The organism is Nitrososphaera sp. (assembly GCF_037447015.1).
In the GTDB taxonomy this organism is placed as follows: domain Archaea; phylum Thermoproteota; class Nitrososphaeria; order Nitrososphaerales; family Nitrososphaeraceae; genus Nitrososphaera.
In genome coordinates, this window is the sequence record NZ_JBBIHK010000018.1 from 35,577 (window position 1) to 38,700 (window position 3,124).

Genomic DNA, 3,124 nt, shown 5'->3' on the forward strand with positions numbered 1-3,124 from the left:
GCCTGTTTGTATAATAGCATACATACAATGGTGGACGAGATACGCCTTGGGGTCCTTGTGGCAGTCGTCGTCATAGGGATACCTATGTTCATCATTGCAAGCCAGTTCAAGGCCGAGCTTTCGGGCATGTATGGCGCCACCGGCCCGCTTGTTGCCATGCCTGCTGAAAACGACCTCTATGTGTCGGGGGCCCTGGCAAAGAGCAACCCGGAGGAGGCGCTATCCCTGATGTACAACGCGCAGGCGTCTGACGAGCTGGAGCGCTGCTCAGACCCCAGTTACGCAGAACTGTGCCAAGGGTCCATAGAGCTCATAGTCCAGAGCTGCATCGAATCGCAGCAGGATCTGGCGGTATGCCACGACCCGAGGATAGCCCAGTACCTGCCCAAGGCGTGACGACAACTTTCAAGCCGGCCGCTGTTGGTTGATCAGCCGCTTTTCTCGAAAAACGCCTTGAAGACGCTGATGATGGGGAGGTTGTTGGTGTAAAAGCCGTGGAGCTTTGACTTTTCCGGCTTGCCGTCGAGCAGCATCACCACTATCTCCTTGTTATCGACAAGCACGAAATTGACCATCTTTTCTTCGATGCTTTCTATTACGATTTTGTTGTTGCCAACTGCCTGCCTTGTGCCGCCGGCATACTCTTGCGTGTTCTTGTACGACGTCTGGAGGCGGACGGCTATGCCCCTCTTTGCCATCGAGGCGACGTCGTCCATGATGCCTGCGTGGTAGAGGTCCACAAAGGTCTTTTCGTTCAAAAGCAGGATGATCTCCTCCTTGGCGCCAAGGGTTATCCTCTTTATGGTCGACGACAGGGCGTTCTTGCCGCTCAGGATCTGGTAGCTGTTCTTTTCCTCGACGTTGGACAGAGACATGCTGCTTGAAGCCTTCTCTATCATCTTGCAGTACTCTTCCTTGGCCGCCAGGAGGTGCTGGAGCGCCTCGCGGCGCGTCTCTACCAGGTGGTCTATGGCCTTGTCGAGCGGCAAAGCGTAATATTTCTGCGGCCTGCCAAAGTTGGAGAACACCAGGCCCCTGCTCATCAGGCTGGTGATGTGGTTGTACGTCTCCGTCCTGCCAATGTCGTTGTGCTTTGAAATGTCTACGGCGGTTGCCTGCTTGCGGGTAACCAGATAAAGCAGGATCCTGGCTTCCTTGGAAGACAGCCCCATCTCCTGCAGGCCGTTGAGTATGCCGTCATAAGCCTTGTAAACCTGCGGATCGTCCATGCGCACGCCAAATTTCTCCAGAAATGACCAGATCTGGGAAATTGAACTCATTTTCAGATAACGTTTCAATTGGCGACGGATGTATTTAAAGTTGTATTTAAATATCTCTCTGTAGATTCAGTGCAGAAATCAGGGCTCTGGAAAAACCTTGCCAGGCAAAAAGGACGAGAATAACGTCAATTGTAGAATTCTACCGGCATCTTTAGCGGCCCCACCTGCCGCCGGCACTTGATGCAATAGTCCTTGCCGTCCTGAAAGATCAGCGCCACGTTGTTGCACATGCAGCATTGCCTGCCTTTGATTTTCATCTGCACAGTCGTATACGCAGGCTGGTTAATACAGCGTTTGTGTGTAAAAGCCGGGACTTGCAGCAGGCAGCATCTTGGTCGTACATTATTGCCGTCGCTATTGCGGCAACAACCCTCCGGCCGCGGCCGTGGACGAAATGAGCATGTATGCAAGGTCGCCGACAAAGATCATTGCCGCAAGGCCGGCAAGCATGTAGAGGAGGAACGGGATGCCAGGCATGACCCAGACGCCTTTTCTGGATTCAAAGGGCGTCTCCTCTGCATTTTTCAGCGTAAAGTCGAACCTCCTTGTGCTCCCCTTGCCCTCCCGGGTTTCCATCAGGAAGCCAAACCCCGAGCCATCCGAGCGGTGGCCAAGCATGACTGCAAGTGCCTTTCTTCCTGCCGACTCTTGTTCCAGCCCTGCAAAGAGCCCTGCAGGGTGCCTAAAGCTGTACTGGGCGTTCCTTGCAACGTTTGCAAAGATCCGGACAAGCGAGAGCAGGATCGCGTTTGAAAGCACCATCAGCGGGACGATGCTGTGGACCAGCGGAGCGTTCCCTCCCGCCGCCACAGCGGCGGCTATGACAAATCTGCCGTCGTAGGTGGGCAGGATGGCCGACAGGACCGCAAGCGCAAGGGCGTCTGCGCCTCCAAACAGGCCCGTCCTGTACAGGAGGTAGCCGGCTCCTCCGCCAAGGCCGACTGACAGGGCGACTGCTACAGGGTCAAGGCTGGCAAAATCGAAAAAGTAGAGCGCGGCCGCAACTGCGGCAAAGACCATCCACAGCCGGTCGTCCACCTGCCGGCTCCGCATGTCAAGGGCGGCCGCAACGCCGAGCATGACAAGCGCCGCGCACATGCGCCCAAATTCAAAGAAATCCACCGGGAACAAGGCCCTCTTTTCCTGTCCGTGATGCAGGCAGCTATTTTGCCTGATAAGGGCAAGTACGGCCCGGGTTTGACATACATCATATACCATGCCGCGGCGGCTCGGGCGGCGACACTATTGCGGCAAGGTGCATACGCTGCTGCAGGCCATGCGCTCTGCCGCAATAACCGCCGGCGGAATTCAGAGGACTGCCGAGCGTGCTATAAAAGGGATCAGCTTTTCGTCCACAAGAAGGCCGGTGTCCGAGTCCCTCTTTACAAGCAGCAAAAAGAACAGCCTGTGGCTGCCCGCAGAGGCCGGCACGATAAGCTGGGCGACATTTTCCCGGTACGTGATGGAATACTGCATTTCGCCCATCCGGGACTCGTTGGAAAAGAGGGCCGCGGCAATCGTCATCCGCAGCACGTATTGCTCGACCTCTCTCCTTTCAAGAAAAGGCGCCTCGTCCCTGTGTTCTGCCGCAATGACGTTGCCCACGTTGTCTACGAGGCAGGAATAGACCACGGCCGCATCAAGCTCCAGTATGTCTTTGCACAGCTGGAACGACCTTTCTTCGAACGACGAAGAAGAGGAAGAGGAGGGAGCGTTCATGGTCCCTGCCCGATCTTTATGCCTCCAGCTTTCGAAGCAGATGCGGGAGGAAAGAGGGTATCTTTTACCAATGGATCTTGAAAGGAGAGGAAGGCTATATGGATATATTTGTTCCACGGCGGACG

Annotated in this window: 5 protein-coding genes; 1 reads left to right on the forward strand and 4 read right to left on the reverse strand. The window is 55.4% G+C overall.

Annotation, left to right across the window (positions count from 1 at the left end):
* Window positions 1–27 precede the first annotated feature (27 nt).
* Window positions 28–396, forward strand: coding sequence for a hypothetical protein (locus tag WKI84_RS07985; protein WP_337863012.1), 369 nt, complete (start codon window positions 28–30; stop codon window positions 394–396).
* A gap of 32 nt (window positions 397–428) precedes the next feature.
* On the opposite strand, the gene WKI84_RS07990 is transcribed toward WKI84_RS07985, so the two are convergent.
* The 4 genes from WKI84_RS07990 to WKI84_RS08005 form a co-directional block, all read right to left on the reverse strand.
* Entirely contained in the window at window positions 429–1,280 is an 852-nt protein-coding gene (locus tag WKI84_RS07990; RefSeq protein WP_337863013.1) for a helix-turn-helix domain-containing protein, read from the reverse strand.
* A gap of 125 nt (window positions 1,281–1,405) precedes the next feature.
* The gene (locus tag WKI84_RS07995; RefSeq protein ID WP_337863014.1) at window positions 1,406–1,537 is read right to left on the reverse strand and encodes a hypothetical protein; all 132 of its coding nucleotides are present in this window, start codon (window positions 1,535–1,537) and stop codon (window positions 1,406–1,408) included.
* 97 nt (window positions 1,538–1,634) lie between these two features.
* Entirely contained in the window at window positions 1,635–2,402 is a 768-nt protein-coding gene (locus tag WKI84_RS08000) for a prepilin peptidase (RefSeq protein WP_337863018.1), read from the reverse strand.
* Between the two features lie 186 nt (window positions 2,403–2,588).
* A complete protein-coding gene (locus tag WKI84_RS08005; protein WP_337863015.1) occupies window positions 2,589–2,999 on the reverse strand; it encodes a hypothetical protein in 411 nt (136 codons plus the stop codon).
* Between the last annotated feature and the right edge of the window lie 125 nt (window positions 3,000–3,124).